Source organism: Nitrospina gracilis Nb-211 (assembly GCF_021845525.1).
GTDB lineage: Bacteria > Nitrospinota > Nitrospinia > Nitrospinales > Nitrospinaceae > Nitrospina > Nitrospina gracilis_A.
Map to the genome: position 1 here is coordinate 2,096,528 of NZ_JAKJKD010000001.1, position 16,561 is coordinate 2,113,088.

General features: G+C 58.5%; 19 protein-coding genes. 16 read left to right on the forward strand and 3 right to left on the reverse strand.

Going from position 1 to position 16,561, the window contains the following annotated elements; genetic code table 11:
* Positions 1 to 11: 11 nt before the first annotated feature.
* Positions 12 to 221 (reverse strand): YgaP family membrane protein, encoded by a 210-nt coding sequence (locus J2S31_RS09880; protein WP_237098916.1) that lies wholly within the window; start codon positions 219 to 221, stop codon positions 12 to 14.
* Positions 222 to 240: 19 nt separating this feature from the next.
* Positions 241 to 426 (reverse strand): hypothetical protein, encoded by a 186-nt coding sequence (locus tag J2S31_RS09885; protein ID WP_237098917.1) that lies wholly within the window; start codon positions 424 to 426, stop codon positions 241 to 243.
* Positions 427 to 532: 106 nt separating this feature from the next.
* Between J2S31_RS09885 and J2S31_RS09890 the strand changes: the two genes are divergently transcribed.
* From J2S31_RS09890 to J2S31_RS09925, 8 genes are all read left to right on the forward strand, one after another.
* On the forward strand, positions 533 to 2,062 hold the full coding sequence (locus J2S31_RS09890; RefSeq protein ID WP_237098918.1) for a YifB family Mg chelatase-like AAA ATPase: 1,530 nt from the start codon (positions 533 to 535) through the stop codon (positions 2,060 to 2,062).
* A gap of 74 nt (positions 2,063 to 2,136) precedes the next feature.
* A complete protein-coding gene (locus J2S31_RS09895) occupies positions 2,137 to 2,670 on the forward strand; it encodes a hypothetical protein (RefSeq protein WP_237098919.1) in 534 nt (177 codons plus the stop codon).
* 409 nt (positions 2,671 to 3,079) lie between these two features.
* Positions 3,080 to 4,588 (forward strand): hypothetical protein, encoded by a 1,509-nt coding sequence (locus tag J2S31_RS09900; protein ID WP_237098920.1) that lies wholly within the window; start codon positions 3,080 to 3,082, stop codon positions 4,586 to 4,588.
* Positions 4,585 to 5,226: a VWA domain-containing protein gene (locus J2S31_RS09905; RefSeq protein ID WP_237098921.1), complete on the forward strand. Its 642-nt coding sequence runs from the start codon at positions 4,585 to 4,587 to the stop codon at positions 5,224 to 5,226. The genes J2S31_RS09900 and J2S31_RS09905 overlap by 4 nt, the downstream gene beginning before the upstream one ends.
* Positions 5,227 to 5,436: 210 nt before the next feature.
* Positions 5,437 to 5,967 (forward strand): hypothetical protein, encoded by a 531-nt coding sequence (locus J2S31_RS09910; RefSeq protein ID WP_237098922.1) that lies wholly within the window; start codon positions 5,437 to 5,439, stop codon positions 5,965 to 5,967.
* Between the two features lie 274 nt (positions 5,968 to 6,241).
* On the forward strand, positions 6,242 to 6,586 hold the full coding sequence (locus J2S31_RS09915; protein ID WP_237098923.1) for a hypothetical protein: 345 nt from the start codon (positions 6,242 to 6,244) through the stop codon (positions 6,584 to 6,586).
* Between the two features lie 187 nt (positions 6,587 to 6,773).
* Positions 6,774 to 7,283, forward strand: coding sequence for a hypothetical protein (locus tag J2S31_RS09920; RefSeq protein ID WP_237098924.1), 510 nt, complete (start codon positions 6,774 to 6,776; stop codon positions 7,281 to 7,283).
* Between the two features lie 70 nt (positions 7,284 to 7,353).
* Positions 7,354 to 7,515, forward strand: coding sequence for a hypothetical protein (locus tag J2S31_RS09925; RefSeq protein ID WP_237098925.1), 162 nt, complete (start codon positions 7,354 to 7,356; stop codon positions 7,513 to 7,515).
* Between the two features lie 15 nt (positions 7,516 to 7,530).
* On the opposite strand, the gene J2S31_RS09930 is transcribed toward J2S31_RS09925, so the two are convergent.
* The gene (locus tag J2S31_RS09930; protein WP_237098926.1) at positions 7,531 to 8,079 is read right to left on the reverse strand and encodes a hypothetical protein; all 549 of its coding nucleotides are present in this window, start codon (positions 8,077 to 8,079) and stop codon (positions 7,531 to 7,533) included.
* A gap of 200 nt (positions 8,080 to 8,279) precedes the next feature.
* Between J2S31_RS09930 and J2S31_RS09935 the strand changes: the two genes are divergently transcribed.
* The 8 genes from J2S31_RS09935 to J2S31_RS09970 all read left to right on the forward strand — a co-directional run bounded on the left by J2S31_RS09935 (position 8,280) and on the right by J2S31_RS09970 (position 16,499).
* The gene (locus J2S31_RS09935) at positions 8,280 to 9,224 is read left to right on the forward strand and encodes a tyrosine recombinase XerC (protein WP_237098927.1); all 945 of its coding nucleotides are present in this window, start codon (positions 8,280 to 8,282) and stop codon (positions 9,222 to 9,224) included.
* Positions 9,225 to 9,295: 71 nt separating this feature from the next.
* On the forward strand, positions 9,296 to 9,850 hold the full coding sequence (gene hslV / locus J2S31_RS09940; RefSeq protein WP_237098930.1) for an ATP-dependent protease subunit HslV: 555 nt from the start codon (positions 9,296 to 9,298) through the stop codon (positions 9,848 to 9,850).
* 3 nt (positions 9,851 to 9,853) lie between these two features.
* On the forward strand, positions 9,854 to 11,269 hold the full coding sequence (gene hslU / locus J2S31_RS09945) for an ATP-dependent protease ATPase subunit HslU (RefSeq protein WP_237098931.1): 1,416 nt from the start codon (positions 9,854 to 9,856) through the stop codon (positions 11,267 to 11,269).
* 11 nt (positions 11,270 to 11,280) lie between these two features.
* On the forward strand, positions 11,281 to 12,165 hold the full coding sequence (gene argB / locus J2S31_RS09950; RefSeq protein WP_237098932.1) for an acetylglutamate kinase: 885 nt from the start codon (positions 11,281 to 11,283) through the stop codon (positions 12,163 to 12,165).
* Between the two features lie 155 nt (positions 12,166 to 12,320).
* Positions 12,321 to 13,355: a heat-inducible transcriptional repressor HrcA gene (hrcA, locus tag J2S31_RS09955; protein WP_237098933.1), complete on the forward strand. Its 1,035-nt coding sequence runs from the start codon at positions 12,321 to 12,323 to the stop codon at positions 13,353 to 13,355.
* Positions 13,356 to 13,373: 18 nt separating this feature from the next.
* Positions 13,374 to 13,982 carry a nucleotide exchange factor GrpE gene (gene grpE / locus J2S31_RS09960; protein WP_237098934.1) on the forward strand — a complete coding sequence of 203 codons (609 nt, stop codon included), beginning with the start codon at positions 13,374 to 13,376 and terminating at the stop codon, positions 13,980 to 13,982.
* A gap of 18 nt (positions 13,983 to 14,000) precedes the next feature.
* Positions 14,001 to 14,819 (forward strand): bifunctional DNA-formamidopyrimidine glycosylase/DNA-(apurinic or apyrimidinic site) lyase, encoded by an 819-nt coding sequence (gene mutM / locus J2S31_RS09965; RefSeq protein WP_237098936.1) that lies wholly within the window; start codon positions 14,001 to 14,003, stop codon positions 14,817 to 14,819.
* A gap of 39 nt (positions 14,820 to 14,858) precedes the next feature.
* The gene (locus J2S31_RS09970) at positions 14,859 to 16,499 is read left to right on the forward strand and encodes a B12-binding domain-containing radical SAM protein (protein WP_237098937.1); all 1,641 of its coding nucleotides are present in this window, start codon (positions 14,859 to 14,861) and stop codon (positions 16,497 to 16,499) included.
* Positions 16,500 to 16,561: the final 62 nt, after the last annotated feature.

The window sequence follows — 16,561 nt, forward strand, 5'->3', positions numbered from 1 at the left end:
TAAATGGAATGCTAAATCTTAATCGCCGTCTCTGTTTCTTTACACGTTTTGTCGAGGATGAAATAGAGCGGGCAGAATCCGGTGAGCCCGCTCTGCAACAACACCACCCCCAGCACGCCCGGCACCAGAATCCATAACGGATGCACCCAGTACGCCAGGGCCGATCCCACCGTCAGCACCGCGCCGACGATCCCGTCATGCAGTTTGCGTTTTGTATTCATGACATCACCTCCCGGTCAATCATTCACACAAATCCTCATCCCAGATGCGCGCCAGCTCGTCCGCCTTTTCTTTTTCGCGCGGACGCGTGGCCTGCGAACGCCTGCGTTCCTCTTTCCCGTCCGACTCTTTCGGCTGAACCCCATGCCCATGATGGGCTCCAACGGACTTCTTCTTTTTCGACTCCGCGTTTCCCCGCTTCACCATGGCGCTCCCCCGCGAATCGGCGCTTTTTGGTTCCCTCGCGCGCATTTTTGCATTAAATTGACATACCGATTCATTCTACCACTTTCATCACTTAGAGGGGGCGGGCATGATCTCCCGGGTGCAGAGCGGCGCGGTGCTGGGCATCGACGGTTACGTCGTCGAGGTCGAGGTGCACCTTTCACCCGGACTGCCGGGGATGTCCATCGTCGGCCTGCCCGACGCGGCGGTGAAGGAGAGTTCCGATCGCGTCGCCGCCGCCATCCGAAACACGCAGTTGGAGTTTCCGGTCAGGCGCATCACCGTCAACCTCGCGCCCGCCGACATCAAAAAAGAGGGCTCCGCCTTCGACCTGCCCATCGCCCTCGGCATCCTCGCCGCCGACGGCATCGTCAAACCCGACCACCTGCACCGCTACCTGATCCTGGGCGAACTCTCGCTCGACGGACGGGTGAAACCGATCAAGGGCACGCTGTCGATCGCGGCGCAGGCGAAGAAGGCGGGGGTCGAGGGCATCCTGCTCCCCAAAGCGAATGCCGCCGAGGCGGCGGTGGTGTCGGGTCTCAAGGTCTATCCCTTGGAAACCCTGCCGGAGGCGCTGGCGTTTTTGAACGGCGAACTCGAGCTGCAACCGGTGACGAAAGACCCGGAAGGAGAGTACCGCGAGCATTCGGCGTACGATCTCGACTTCACCGACGTCAAAGGTCAATACCACGTGAAACGCGCGCTGGAGATCGCCGCCGCGGGCGGGCACAACATCATCCTCATCGGGCCGCCGGGCTCGGGCAAATCCATGCTGGCCAAGCGCCTGCCCACCATCCTACCGCCCTTGACGCTCGACGAAGCCATCGAGACGACGAAGATCCACAGCGTGCTGGGACTCATGAACAACGGCAAGGGGCTGATCGCCACGCGGCCGTTCCGGTCGCCGCACCACACCATTTCGGACGCGGGACTCATCGGCGGCGGCAAGGTGCCGATGCCGGGCGAGGTGTCGCTGGCGCACAACGGCGTGCTGTTTCTCGACGAACTGCCGGAGTTTAAACGCAACGCGCTGGAAGTGTTGCGGCAACCGATGGAGGACCGGCAGGTGTGCATCTCGCGCGCGTCCGGCTCTCTCACCTTCCCCACCGGCTTCATGCTGGTGGCGGCGATGAATCCGTGCCCCTGCGGGTACCGCACCGATCCCAAACGCGAGTGCCAGTGCACGCCGCCGCAGATCAAGAAATACGTGTCGCGCATTTCGGGGCCGATGATGGACCGTATCGACATCCACATCCAGGTGCCTGCGGTCGAGTACAAGGATCTCGCGTCGAACACGGTGGGCGAGCCGTCGGACGTTCTGCGCGAACGCGTGCAGAAAGCGCGAGTCCGGCAACTGCAACGCTTTGCCGGATCGAGGATTTTTTCCAACGCGTCGATGAGTTCGAAGCAGATCAAAACGCACTGCCCGCTGGACGCCGCGTCGCAGAAGATCATGGCGACGGCCATCGACAAGATGGGCATGAGCGCCCGCGCTCACGACCGCATTTTAAAAGTCGCGCGCACGATTGCCGACCTGGCCGGCGAGGACGCCGTCGCCGCCGAACACATCGCCGAAGCCATACAATATCGAACCCTCGACCGCGAAGGAGTGTAGAATAGAACCAATCCAATCCGTTCCTGCACGCAGGTTCCGCAAGAACATCAAAAATAAATTGGGAGGGCACGAAGATGATTCGCATCATCCTTTCGGTTTCGCTTTTTATTTTTGCTGTCGCAGGTTCCGGTTGCTCCGCCATCCTCGCTCTCACACCCGACACCGAAGACCCGTCCGTCATCCATACCGGCGCCACGCAAGAAGAAATTGAAAACGAGTTCGGCAGTCCCGTGGAAACCGTTACCGACCGGGAAGGCACGCTGTACACGTATGAGTTCGAGATCGAACCCACCGGCGACCCCTCACCCGGCTGGCGGGCGACCTATTACAGCATGTGGGACCTCTTGACCTTACTGATACTGGAACCCATGTTCTGGTACGACGAGATCAAGTGGGAAGCCAACTACCTGGTGAAGATCCGTTACCATCCGCGCACCAACACCGTGACCTATTTTTCCATTCCCGAATGTTACGGCGACTGCGACGAGCGCAAGTGGGTCGAGGTGAGAAAACTTGCCAGCCAGTACGACCCCTACACCGAAACCATGACCTACACCTGGAACCCAAAGTACGTCTTCACCAAAGTATCGCGCCCGGGAGGGCGCTGAATCATTTGAGTGGCCAACTTGAAACGCGGTGCAAAAAAAATGAAACGTTGCGGCGGTTTCCATCGAACATAAAGACCGCCCGCACCGCCGCCAACAAACCAACGCGCGTTGTTTCTCCGTCAAAATCCGGGCGTTTTGGAAATGGGTCTGATTTTGTGAACATTGGGCATAAAATCATAAACGCGGGTGACTTTTTTTGTTACCGTTTTTGACGTCCTCCCCCACTCTCCAATTGATTCTTAAAATCAACATTCCTCTTGCCGGGCGAAAACCAACTCCTTTCCAAAACATTTATCTTTAATGCGGGTTTGGTACGCGAATTGCCACATTAAACAGGCATGAAACCGAATGGAAAGGGATTCCGTTTTCCATGGATTGGTTTTTCACAACCATGACCTGAGAGGCAATCATGAATCAGCCCGAAACCAATAACACGTTGTGGGCCCTGCTGGTGAACCAGCCCGGCTGGTCCGCCATGATGGCGCTCCTCGCCATGATGGCTTTGTACATGGGACGCAAACCCGTGCACGCCGGACTCCAGCGCCTGGTGGCGACGGTGTACTCCGGCTTCCGCCTGACGTCCCGCTCGCTGTTCAAAGCGGAAAAACGCCTGTGCGAACGCAACAAGGAAGTCCTGCTGGAATTGGGACAGGACCACATGGAACGCAAGATCGAGCGCGAGTTCTTCCGCGTCAACGCGGTGGTGGAACGCGACCTCGCCCGCTATCCCGAACTGCAAAAGGTCATCGCCGACCAGATCACGCAGATCGAGGAGGACTACAAGCAGTGCGGGCAGGAAGTGCCGCCGACGCCGGAATGGATCGAGGCCGTCGAGGTGGTGGCCAAGCTGAAGGTCGATCACAAGAACAACCCGCTGACCGCCAACATCCTGAAGAGCATCCATGAAGCGTCGGAGAAGCATCACCGCGAAGTGATTCGCGAATACCGCGACAGCGTGGCCAAGCGTCACGCCCTGTTGCAGACCCTGCGCCCCTACTGGCGGAAACTCGTGAATTCCGTGGATGAAGTCGGCAAAACCCTGCGCGGCCTGCTGGACCGCGCCCGCGACATCGACCAGCACATGGACCGCTACATCGAGATCATCAACAAGACCGACAAGGCGGAAAGGACTTTGCGCGCCTCGGCGGCGGTGCAGTTTGCTGTATCGTTACTCGTCGTTCTCATCGCCACCGGCGGCGCCATCATCAACTTCAACCTCATCGCCCTGCCCATGTCCGAGATGGTCGGCTCCACGGCGCAGATCGGCGGCATGAAGGTTTCGGACATCGCGGCGCTGGTCATCATCTTCGTCGAGATGTCGATGGGCCTGTTCCTGATGGAAGCCCTGCGCTTCACACGCTTGTTCCCGGTGATCGGAACGATGGACGACCGCCTGCGCATCCGCATGATCTGGGTCACCTTCAGCATCCTGTTCACGCTGGCCTGTGTGGAAGCGGCGCTGGCGTTCATGCGCGACCAGATCGCCATGGACCTGAGCGCGCTCCGTCATTCGCTGACGGCAACCGGCGGTGAGCTGGAAGCGGTGCCGGTGAGCGGCGTCAACTCCTGGATTCCGATGCTCGGCCAGATGGTGATGGGCTTCATCCTGCCCTTCGCCCTGACCTTCGTCGCCATCCCGCTGGAGACGCTCATGCACTCCTGCCGCAGTGTGTTCGGCGATCTGCTGGCGCTGTCCATCCGCAGCCTGGCGGTGCTGTTCCGCATACTCGGTAGCGGCTTCCGCAACCTGGGCCTGTTGATGACCCACGTGTACGACATCTTCATCTTCCTGCCTTTGTGGCTGGAGCAGATGTGGAAAACCCGTCACAAATCTTCCGGTGAAACGGTCAATGGCAGTCAACCCGCCGGGGAGATGCTGATGGACCCTGAAACCCGAATCGAACAGGTGGCAAAATGAAACGAATGATTTCAGTTCTGCTATGCATCCTGTTTTTCACCGGATGCGCCGAGCCGACCTCGAACACACGGGGCGTGTACCTTCTGCTCGACACATCCGGCACTTACACCAAGGAGTTGAGGAAGGCCCAGCAGATCATCAACTACCTGCTGGGAACGCTGGGCCCCGGCGACACCATGGCCGTGGCGCGCATCGACAGCGCCAGTTTCAGCGAGAAGGACATCGTCGCCAAGGTGACGTTCGACTCGCGGCCGTCGGTGGCCAATGCGCAGAAGCGCAAGTTTGCGGAGATCATCAACGACTTCGTGGAGAAAGTGAAAGGCAGTCAGTACACGGACATCTCCGGCGGGCTGTTCCAGGCCATCGAGTATTTGAATGAAGTCGAGGCCTCGAACAAGCACATCCTCATCTATTCCGATCTTAAAGAGGAGTTGCCGGACGGCTACAACCGGAACCTCAAGTTCACTTTGGACGGATTCAAGGTGCGGGCGCTGAACGTGACCAAACTGCGCGCCGACAACGTGAACCCGGAAGAGTATGTGGACCGGTTGAAAATCTGGCAACAGAAGGTGGAGACCGGTGGCGGCAACTGGGAAGTGGTCAATGACCTCGACCGCGAAGACGCCCTGATGCTGTAACCGGGATCGAACCCGGCAAGCCCCCTCCCCGATCGCCCGCCGCCGGGATAACCGGCGGCAGGCGACCGGGACCCGTTCGGCCATTGCTGCCCGAACCCGCCCGGATTTTCCCCGCCAAAAAATGGACCTCAAAATTTTTTTTGACCGCCCGGAATTTCCGACTACTCTTGGTAATGAATGCAAACCGCAACCGATGAATGGAGAGGGGGAATGCTGATGATCAGACGCAATGCAGTGCGGGTGATGGCGGCGATGATGGTTCTACTGATGACCTCCGGCTGTTCGGTCATCATGGCTTTATCCGGCGACCCGGAACCCAATTTCGGAGTCATCCAACCCGGCGCGACCCGCGCCATGGTGGAAAAAGAATTGGGAACCCCTTTCCACACCAACCAGCAAAGCGACCAGCGTACGGACTGGTATCGTTACGAACTGGGCAACGCGCCGAATGGCGACCGCGCGCTGGCCAATTTCGCGCTGGATGTTTATTCCATCCTGTTGTGGGAGCTCATCGCCACCCCGCGCGAACTCATGATGGGCGACGACCATGAAATGTCGGTGGTGTACGGCCCGGAAGACCGCGTCATTGCCGTCAATCGCAAAGGCGAGGAAACGGTGCCTGAACCCATCCACCTGGGAACCACCACGCCCTCCGCCAAGGAGGAACCAACGGTCAACCAACCTACCGAAACTCCAGGCAACCAACCCGTGCCCGGCGGCCGTCCGCCGTCGAGTCGATGAGTCATTCCGATAATCGGCAAAGGTTTCTTTTCACTGCCCCAACGCGGAGGCAGGCCGGCCCACACCCCCGCGCTCTGCGTATTGCATAAACCCCTTAACCGTGGTAGGTTTTTGACTTAGCGACGAAGGCCCTCCGGACGTTTTTTTGAACCTTCCGCCGGGCCCCGGCCGGGGCATCCATGCAAGCCAGGCCCCCCCATTCCATAGCTTTCACCTGGGCCGGTATGGCTCAGAGATGTTCATCTTTGTGGATTCAACTGACGAGGAGACAACGATGAGAACAATCCGGAAACTCTGGCTGTGGATGCTGATAATAGCCATTGCGGTAGGGGTTCCCGCAATGGGCTTCGCCGACCCGAAAGCCGACGCCGACCCCTGCGCTGCCGTCAGCGATATGGACGAAAAAAACCTCTGCCGGGCCTTTGAAATCGAAAAAAAGCTCACCGCAGAGCAAAAGGAAAACCGGTACCAGAACAAGAACCACAGTTCCTATTACTGTTCGCTCATCAGAAGCCGCGACAAACAGGCTTACTGCTACGCTGTGGTCAACAAGGAGCAAAGCCAGTGCGGTTTCATCGTGGATGCCGACCTGGAGAAACAATGCAACTCCAAATTCTGAAAACTGTAGGAAATCGACCTATTGGAGCGCTCCCGGCAAGCGGCCGGGGGCGCTTTTTTGTGGCCGCCGAAAAATGCTTGCAGGCAAAAGGTCCCACCGTACCCCCTAACAATAATTGTTGAGTTTTCCGGAAATATTGCCGAAAATATAAATAGACAATTAAACCCCCACACGGGGAGGATTGGCGATGGAATCGCTGGACTATCATCAGATTCGTGATTACTGCCGGACCGCCGTAGACATGGCGGACGAGTTGGGAGCGTACGACGGGCTTTCTTTCCTCATCGGAGAAAAGTTTTATTCGCTGATGCTGGCCCTCAAGCAGGCGGAAGCGAAAGTCGAGTTCCTTTACAACGCCGGGGAAACCGGGGAAGACGAAACCGCGGAAACACCCCTTTCCGGCAACACGGAAATCCACCAGGGATACCTGCTCGCCATCCAGAACAATTACCAGAAGGCTCTCGAGAGGATCGAAGACCTCAGTCAGTTGCGTAACGATTTCGTAGAAGAGATCAAAGAAGCGTTCGAGCTCGATGACATCCGCGAATATCTGGAATCCTATCCACGGTTCGGCGGTAACGAATCGGAGTTTGGCATCTCGCTGAAGGAAGACGATCAACCGATGGAGTTCAAGGACGTGATGTCGGAAATCAACGACATCTTTCTGGTTGAGGAAATCAAGAAGCTGTTTTATTGAGGAGGCGAACGAGGCGGCCCCGTCGCGTTTTTCTTTCCTTCCAGATCACACTCCGCTACAATCCGTTTTCATGAAACAAAAGTTGTCCGAAAAAACCCGGTTGGTCCTGGGCTTCGTGATCTTGTGTGCCATGACGGTGGGAATCCTGTTCACCGGGCCCGGTTTCAGTTTTACCTATCAGGTGATCCTGACCTCCCTCGCCCTGTTCCTGCTGTTCTGGCTGATCACCTGATTCACACCCTGTCCGTCAACGTAGCACGAACGCCGCCACCGCCGCGGCCAGAGCCGCCACACCCAGGCCGATGCCCGTCATCGCAAGCGTCTTGATGCCTGCAAGCTTCGCATCCGTTTCCTTCTTCACGGATTCGATCTGCGAGGCGATCTCCGCCTTCATGCCTTCTTCGATCTTCGACTGCACGTCATCCCGTATGGCATCCACCTTTTCCTGAATGCGGGCGTCCTGTGCGTCCAGCAGTTTCTGGTTCAGCGCATCGGATCTTTTGCCGATTTCGTCTTTCACCATTTCGCGCGCGTCGTACTTCCATTCGTCCATCTGCTGGCGCAAAACGTCCAACCGCTCCTGAATGGTGTTCTGCAGTTTGGGCTCGATGTTCTCCGAGATCTTCTCCAGGCTGTCGCGCGCGTTGGAGATGGCCTCGTGCAGGCTCTCCTCGATCTCCTCCTCCAACGCCTGCTTGCGGTTCTCCACGTGTTCAGAGAGCAGTTCCGTTTTTTCGCGCAACTCGGAGAGGATGCGCAGGTTTTCGCGGGCTTTCTGTTCTTCTTCTGGACTCATAAGCATACCGATCGCCTTTTCGTGGTTGGATTCCGAATTACATATTAGATGAGTTTTATTCTGAATGTTTTTAAAAATTTCCCACACACAGCCGCGCAACCGACTCCACATAATTTCTCCCTGCACGGCTCCCAGCCGCCGTATTGACTTCCCCGGCCTTCGAGGATACAGTGTATATTATTGAAAATTAAGGATGAATCATGGACGACCTGATCCAATCCTTCCGCACCCACCTGGTGGCGGAGAAAAACGCCTCGCCCCATACGGTGGAGGGCTACCTGAAAGACCTTGGCCAGTTCGCAGCGTTTCTGCGCCAAAGCGGGCATGCCTGCACGGCGAACGGGATGATCGACATCCACCAGATCGACCGGCTGGCGGTACGGTCGTACCTCGCTTATCTTTACGACCAGTCCTGCACCGGCGCCACCATGAACCGCAAGCTGTCGGCGCTCCGCACCTTCTTCCAGTTTTTATGCCGGGAGAACTATATCAAAACCAACGTCGTAAAAACCATCCCGGCGCCGCGAAAAAAGAACGCGCTTCCCACATACCTCACGGTGGACGAGATGTTCCGCCTGCTGGAGCTTCCGGCCAAAGAGGGCTTCCTGGGCATACGCGACCGCGCCATGCTGGAATTGTTCTACAGCACCGGCATGCGCATCAGCGAGCTGACCGGGCTCACGCTCGACTCCATCCGCCTCGACGAGCGTAGGGTGAACGTGCTCGGCAAAGGGAAAAAAGAACGCATTCTGCCTCTGGGACGCAAGGCGGTGGATGCGGTCCACGCCTACCTGAAAGAAAGGCAGGCGCTCCTCGCGAAGAAAAAGCCGGAGATGCCACCCGCGCAACTGTTTCTCAACACCCGCGGCGGCGCGGTGACCGTACGGGGGGTGCGCAAGATCCTTGACCGCTATCTGGGCCCGGCGTTTGCCAAAGGCATCTCGCCGCATTCCCTGCGGCATTCCTTTGCCACTCACCTGCTGGAAGGCGGCGCGGATCTTCGTTCCATTCAGGAAATGCTGGGGCACGCCAGCCTCTCAACCACGCAGAAATACACGCACCTGACCATCGACCGGCTGATGGAGACCTACGACAAATCCCACCCGCGCGCCCAACAATTGGATGCCAATTCGCCCAAACCATGATAAAAAAGCAGGATGATTTTTTCTAAATCATCCGAAACCGAATATCCAACCCGATCTGCAATGATCCGACCATGAATCCGTACACCAAAGAATCTTACACTCCGCATGGAACGACCATATTGTCCGTCCGCCACCAGGGACAGGTGGCGATGGGCGGGGACGGACAGGTGACGCTCGGCCCGACGGTGATGAAGCACTCGGCGCACAAAGTCCGCAGAATGTACCACGACAAGATCATTGCCGGGTTTGCCGGCGGCACGGCGGACGCGTTCGCCCTGTTCGCCCGTTTCGAGGAAAAACTGGAAAAGTACAACGGCAACCTGTCGCGCGCGGCGGTGGAACTGGCCAAGGACTGGCGCACCGACAAGCTCCTGCGCCGGCTGGAAGCGATGTTGCTGGTCGCGGACAAGGACAACAGTTTCCTCATTTCCGGCACGGGCGATGTGATCGAACCGGACGACGGCATCATCGCCATCGGTTCCGGCGGCATGTTCGCTCAGTCCGCCGCCAAGGCGTTGGCGCGCCACTCCAGCCTGAACGCCCGGCAGATCGTGGAGGAATCCATGAAGATCGCACAGGACGTGTGCATCTACACCAACGATCATCTCACCATCGAGGAGTTGTGAGCGATGGCGGACCTTTCGACCCAGACCCCGAAAACCTTTAAAGAACGGGAAGCGTTCCTTGCGGCGCTGACGCCGAAAGCCATCGTGCACGAGCTCAACCGGTTCATCGTCGGCCAGGAAAAGGCCAAGCGCGCCGTCGCCGTGGCTCTGCGCAACCGCTGGCGGCGTCAGCAGTTGGACCCGGAACTGCGCGAAGAGGTCGCGCCGAAAAACATTCTCATGATCGGCCCCACCGGCGTCGGCAAGACGGAAATCGCCAGGCGCCTGGCAAAGCTGTCGAAATCGCCCTTCATCAAAGTCGAGGCGTCGAAGTACACCGAAGTCGGTTACGTCGGCCGCGACGTGGAGTCGATGATCCGCGACCTCGTCGAACTCACGCGCAACATGGTGCGGCAGGAACAGGAAGAGGACGTGCAAAAGGAAGCGAAGAAGGCGGCGGAGGAACGCATGCTCGACATCCTTCTGCCGCCGCATCCCAGCCAGCGGCATCCGGGGCAGAAGGAATATGAACTGGACGACCTCGGCCGGCAACAGTACCAGCAGACGCGCGAAAAATTCCGCGGGTACCTGTATGAAGGAAAATTCGACGACCGCGACGTGGAGATCGAAGTGCAGGCCAGGTCGCCTTACATGGTCGATGTCATGTCGCCGCCCGGCATGGAGGAGATGGATTCCAACATCAAGGACATGCTGAACAACCTGATGCCAAAGAAAACCGCGCACAAGAAAATGAAAGTGCCGGAAGCACTGAAGGTGCTCACCCAGGAAGAAGCCGAGAAACTGGTGGACCAGGACAAGGTCAACCAGGAGGCGGTGGAGCGCGCCCAGCAGAGCGGCATCGTGTTCATCGACGAGATCGACAAGATCACCGCGCGCTCCGGTATGAGCGGCGGACCCGACGTCTCCCGCGAGGGCGTGCAGCGCGACCTTCTGCCCATCGTCGAAGGCGCGTCGGTGTCCACCAAGTACGGCATCGTCAAGACCGATCACATCCTGTTCATCTCGGCGGGCGCGTTTCATTCGTCGAAACCGTCGGACCTGATTCCGGAGTTTCAGGGACGCTTCCCGATCCGCGTGGAACTGGAATCGCTCACGCAGAACGATTTCGTGCGCATCCTCACGGAGCCGGGCAACGCACTCATCAAGCAGTACGCCGCCCTGCTCAATACCGAAGGCATCGACCTCACGTTCACCGATGACGCGATTGAAGAAATCGCGTCGATGGCGGCGCAGGTCAACGAACGCACGGAAAACATCGGCGCGCGGCGTTTGCAAACCGTCATGGAAAAACTGCTGGAAGACCTGTTGTTCGACGCCTCCACGATGGAGGCGCAAACCGTAACCATTGAAGGCTCACGCGTGAAGGACAAACTGGGCGGCATCATCGAGGACCAGGACCTGAGCCGGTACATCCTGTAATGGAACGAAACATGGAAGCATTGATCAACAAAGCCGAGATGCTGATCGAGGCCCTGCCCTACATCAAAAATTTTTACAGGAAAACGTTCGTCATCAAATACGGCGGCAACGCGATGGTTTCCGAGGAATTGAAGGACACCTTCGCGCTGGACGTGGTGATGATGAAGTACATTGGCATCAATCCCGTCATCGTGCACGGCGGCGGCCCGCAGATTGGCAAGACGCTGGAGATGTTCGGCATCGAGTCGCAGTTCGTCGACGGCCACCGCATCACCTCCAAGGAGATGATCGACGTGGTCGAGATGGTGCTGGGCGGCAAGGTGAACCAGGATATCGTCACCCTCATCAACAGCCACGACGGCAATGCCGTGGGCATCACCGGCAAGGACGGCAACCTCATCCAGGCGAAGCGGTACAAACACGTCAAGCAGTCTCCGGAAACCAACCAGTCGGAGATCATCGACCTGGGCCTCGTGGGCGAGATCACGCAGGTGAACGTGCGCATCCTGCAGGAGATCGACGAAGCCGGGTTCATCCCCGTCATCGCACCGATCGGCCAGGGCGACAAGGGCGAGACGCTCAACATCAACGCCGACATCGTCGCGTCGAGGGTTGCTTCCGCGCTGAAAGCGGAAAAACTCCTGCTCATGACCGACACCGAGGGCGTGAAGGGCAAAAACGGCAAACTCATTCCCAATCTCACCCGCAGGAAAGCGCAGGACCTCATCAAGACCAAGGTCATCAAGGACGGCATGTTGCCCAAGGTGAACTGCTGTCTCGACGCACTGAAAGCGGGCGTCCGCAAAACCCACATCATCGACGGCCGCGTGCGGCACGCGCTCCTGCTCGAAATCTTCACGAAAGAAGGCGTCGGCACGCAGATCGTGGACAAATAACCCCTCCGCCCGTCCCGTTCGCGCCCCAACGCCGTAAATTCCCATTCCACAAGCGGTTCCGCCTTTCCCGTCGGCTTGTGGGAGGTTGACATCCCCCGTGGACATTGCTAGTTTTAAATATTTGGATAGATATAAATCAGGATCTTATCGCAACCATGCCCTCGACCCGGATCGACGACAGATCGCGCACCATTTTGATGGAGACGGTGAGCAACTACATCACCACGGCGGAGCCCGTCGGCTCCGGCACCATCTCGCGCAATTTGGAACAGCGCCTCAGCTCCGCCACGGTGCGCCATGTGATGGCGGACCTGGAGGAGATGGGATTCCTGCACCAGCCGCACACGTCTGCGGGACGCGTGCCCACCGACCAGGGCTACCGGTTTTTCGTCAACGAACTGCTGCAGATCCAGATCCAGAACCCCGCTCCGCTGGCGGCGTTCCCGCGCGACCTCCGGCAACGTTCGCTGGACGAAATTCTGGAGTCCGCGTGCTCGTTTTTGTCCACCTGTTCGCACCAGGCGGGACTGGTCATGGTGCCCAGCTTCTGGGAGCTCGCGCTCAAGAACATCCAGTTCATCCACCTCACCTCCGGCAAACTGCTGGCGGTGTTCGAATCGCAGATGGGCATGTTGCAGAACAAGATCATCGAAACCGGCGAGGCGTTGTCGCAGGAGCGTCTGAACGCAGTTTCCAATTACCTGAACCGCGAGTTCGGCGGGCGGTCGCTGAAAGCCATCCGGCAGGAACTCCTGCACCGCAAGAAAAACGAAAAGGCGCGCTACAATGAGCTGGTCAAAAAAGCCAGCGAACTGTGGGTGCAGATGTTTCCCGGCGAGCAGAACGCGGAACTGCTGATCGATGGCCTCATCAATCTGCTCGACCAGCCGGAGTTCTCGGAAAACGTCGAGAAGATGAAGCGCCTCATGAAAACCGTCGATGAAAAGGCGAAGCTTATCAAACTGCTCGACCAGTGTATGCTGGAAGACGGCCTCACCGTGTTGATCGGCGAGGAAAACCCGGATGAGGAACTGGAAGGCTTCAGCCTGATCGCGCAGAACTACCGCATGGGTGACGAGAAACTGGGCACGCTCGCGGTGTTCGGTCCCAAGCGCATGGATTATCAAAAAATGATCGGTATCGTGAACTCCACCGCCAGCAACGTGTCGGAGTTTCTGACAAATAAATAAAGGAGTGCCAACCGCGTTATGAACAAGAAAAGCGACACCTACGAAAACACCGAAGAAAAAAAAAGGATCGACGCCGAAGACGCGGCGGAAACCGGAGAGTCCGCCAATGAGGCGGTGGAGCCGGAAGTGGTGAACGAGGACTCCGCGGAAACACTTCTTAAAAAGAAAGATGGAGAACTCGCCGAGATGCGCAACGAAATGCTCCGCATGCGCGCCGATGTGGAAAACGTCCGCCGCCGCCTGACCAAGGAGAAGGAGGACGCCATCGCCTTCGCCAACCAGCGGCTCATCAAGAGCCTCATTCCCGTGTTCGACAACCTCGACCGCGCGCTCAAGGCGCCGGACACCAACGTCGAAAGCCTGAAGGAAGGCGTGCGCATGACGGCCAAGCAGTTCGAGGCGATCTTCGAAAAGGAGAAGGTCGAACCCATAAACGCCGTCGGCGAAAAGTTCGACCCCGCCGTGCACGAGGTGCTGGCGCAGATCGAGTCGCACGAGCACGAGGAGAACACGGTCATCGAGGAATACGTGCGCGGTTACAAGATGAACGGGCGCGTCCTGCTTCCGGCGAAGGTCGCCACCGCCAAAAAACCGAGCGGGGATAAACCCGCCGACTCCGCCGCCTGAGGCGAGGCCCCCACCCCCATGCCCGAACTGCCGGAGGTCGAAACCCTGCGCCGGGCGCTGTTGCCGCTGATTCCCGGAAAACGCCTGGCCACGTTGAAATTCTACCGGCCGGACCTGCGCTTTCCCATCCCGACCGAAACGCTGACGCAAACCCTCACCGGCGCGGTGCTCTCCGACATCACCCGCATCGGCAAATACCTGTTACTGCATTTTTCAGGCGGCGCCATGCTGTGGCACCTCGGCATGAGCGGCCGCGTCGAGCAGGCTCCATCGCTTACCCCCATCCACAAACACGACCATGCCGCGTTTCATTTCGAACCCGACATCTACCTGCACTTCGTCGATCCGCGCCGCTTCGGGTGCATCCTGTGGGTGCCCGACGGCAAGGGCCATCCACTGATCGATCATTTGGGACCCGATCCACTCGTACCCACCACCACGGCGAAGGACCTGAAAGCGCGGGCCCGCACCTGCAAGGGACCGATCAAGGGATTTCTCATGAACGCCACGCGGCTGGCGGGCATCGGCAACATCTACGCCTGCGAGTCCCTGCACGCGGCGCTCATCCATCCCAACCGCCCCGCGAACAAACTCACCCTGCCGCAATGGGAAACTCTGCTGGCCACCCTGCGGGTCACGCTGGAGAAAAGCATCGCTTCCGGCGGGACGACGCTCCGCGATTTTTTCAGCGCCGATGGAACGCCGGGCTACTACACCATAGACCTCGCCGTATACGGCCGGGAGAATCAACCCTGTAAGCAGTGCGGCAGTCCCATCGTGCGCACAGTCCACTCCGGCCGCTCCACCTTCTTCTGCCGCGCCTGCCAAAAGAGATAACGCTTAACCCGACCCGGCTTCAGTGCTATCCTTGGGGCCATGCAACCATCCATCGGCCTCATCACGCTCAACGCGAAGTTCATCCACACCGCAGTCAGCCTGCGCTATTTGCGCAACGCCGCCCGCCGTGCGGGCTACGCCAACGTGTGGATCGAGGAGTTCACCATCCACCACCCCACCTGGAAAATCGCCGCCGAAATCCAGAAACACCGGCCCGACATCCTCGGCATCGGCGTGTACATCTGGAACCGAAGGCAATGCTTCGAGCTGGTCGAAGTTTTAAAGAAACAGAATCCCTATCTGAAAATCGTTTTGGGCGGACCCGAGGTGTCGTTTGAAATGCTGCACGGCGACGACTACACCATCATTTCCGGCGAAGGCGAAGCGCGGTTTGTCGAATACCTGGGCTACGCCGCGAAAAACGAAGCGCCGCCGCCGGACGTGCTGGAGCGCTGGCTGGTTTATGGCGGCGACCTGCCGGACCTGCACGTGCCGTACACGGAGGAAGACTGGCCGCACCTCAAAAACCGTTACGCCTATGTCGAGACCTCGCGCGGTTGTCCGTACCTGTGCTCGTTCTGCCTGTCGGCCTTGGACAAAACGGTGCGCTATTTCGATGATGACGCGGTGCGTCAACAAATTGAGGATATCGTGAAGGCGGGCGTCGGCAAGGTGAAGTTCGTCGACCGCACCTTCAACCTGCAACCGCGCCGGATGCGTGATCTCATGCAGTGGCTCACGCAGTTCCCCGGCGTCGAGTTCCATTTTGAGGTGGTAGGCGATCTTTTGAACGATGGCATGCTGGAGTTTCTCGACACCGTGCCTCCGGGCATGTTCCAGTTCGAAATCGGCATCCAGACGGCCACCGATCCCGTCCAGCAAACCATCCAGCGAAAACAGAACAACGACAATCTGTTCGCCACGATCAGGCAGTTGATCGCGCAGGACCGCGTGCATGTGCACTGCGACCTCATCTTCGGCCTGCCCGGCGAAACGTATGAGCAGATGATGCAATCGTTCGAGGAAGTCTTCGCCCTGCGCCCACACGAGGTGCAGTTGGGATTCCTCAAATTCCTGCCCGGCGCGCCGGTGAAGGACCAGATAGAAAAAGAGCAGTATCGCTATCTGTCCACGCCGCCGTATGAAGTGATCGCCAACCGCCTCGTCACCGCCGAGCAGTTCAGCTACCTGAAACGTTTCACCGAAATGTTCGACCTGTTCTACAACTCGCAACGGTTCCGCTTCACGCTGGAACACATCCTGCGCGACCGGTCCCCCCTTGAGGTCTTCGACCGCCTGCTGGCTCACGTCGAACAGCACACCGGCTTCCACGGCGGCATCTCGCTCGACCGCCAGTATTTGTTTCTCGCAGAATGTTTCGACCTGTTGGACGATCCCGTGGCGCTCGATTTACTCAAACTGGATTACCTGTATCACCAGCGCACGTTTCACCTGCCGGAGTTCATGCGCGCGCGCCTGCCGGAAAACGGATCGACGAAGCTCCGCACCTGGTCCGGCGACCGCAAGACGCCGCTCGTTCCCTTCCAGCACGAGATCGAGGTGGACCGCTGGCAGGCCCACCTGGCCCCGGCGCGCGCGCCCGTGTATTATGCTGTGGCGCACGCACCCAAGGGCGCGGGCTACTTCACCCGCCCCGCCGTGCACCGCGTGGAAGGCTGATTCCGCCGTTTTTGTTTTCAAATCCGTCCCGGCCGTTATATGATGGACGGTCAACTCATACC